Below are 956 nucleotides of genomic sequence, written 5' to 3'. Positions count from 1 at the left end.
CGGCGTTTAATTTCTTTATTCACGCGCTCAAGTGCGTTGGTCGTTCTTAAGCGACGACGATGCCCTGTGGGCAAAGCTAGTACAGCTAACCCCTCAGGAAGCGCTGTTTCGGCCCATGTTGCGAGCTTAGGCGCGCTTTGCTCATACTTCTGACACAACAACTCAATGTGGCGTTTTGCTTCATCCGGTGTTTTTGCATCAAAGACACTGCGAATGTCATCCGCCACCTGTGCTTTCATGGCCTGCTTGGGCACATAGCTTTGCGCGTTTTGTTGTAAGTGAAATTGACAACGCTGCCACGGCACACTCGGAAATACGCTCTTGCGTGCCGCTTTCAGCCCTTCATGGGCGTCGCTAACAAACAGCTTGATACCATGCAAGCCTCTATCTTTCAGGCTAAGCAAGAAGTCTCGCCAATGGACTTCTTGCTCTGAGAGCGATACCGAGCAGCCTAAAAGTTCGCGATGTCCTGATTTATTGACGCCCATCGCGACTAAAACGGCGCAATCAATCACTGAGCCACCGTGTCGCACTTTCTCATAACGTGCATCAAGCACGACATACGGGTAACTACCAAGCGGCCGCTCTCGCCATTGCTGCAAATGTACATCGAGCTCATGTGCGGCGCGGCTTACCTGGGTAGAGCTTATTTCAAAACCACACAGCTCTTCCGTCACCCGTGCCACTTTACGCGTCGACACGCCTTGCACATACATCTCTGCTAATGCCAGCTTGAGCGCTTTCTCAGAGCGCAAACCACGCTCTAAGCTATTTGGATAAAAATCCGTATCGCGGGTTTGCGGAATACTTAAATCGAGTTTTCCAAAGCGGCTCTGCAGCGATTTCTTCTTATATCCGTTGGCGTACCCTTGGCGTTCTTCTGAGCGTTCCCAAGGGCCGGCTCCGAGGTGTCGCTCTCGCTCTAACCGCATCGCTTCATTGAGTAAAATACTGAT

1 protein-coding gene is annotated in these 956 nt (G+C 51.4%); it reads right to left on the bottom strand.

The features are described from left to right. The coding region (locus CWE11_RS11990; RefSeq protein ID WP_198675654.1) for an IS256 family transposase at positions 1–956 on the bottom strand (956 nt) is incomplete at both ends.

This window comes from Aliidiomarina sanyensis, from assembly GCF_003987175.1.
Lineage (GTDB): Bacteria > Pseudomonadota > Gammaproteobacteria > Enterobacterales > Alteromonadaceae > Aliidiomarina > Aliidiomarina sanyensis.
This window is presented reverse-complemented; position numbering and strand designations above follow the sequence as displayed.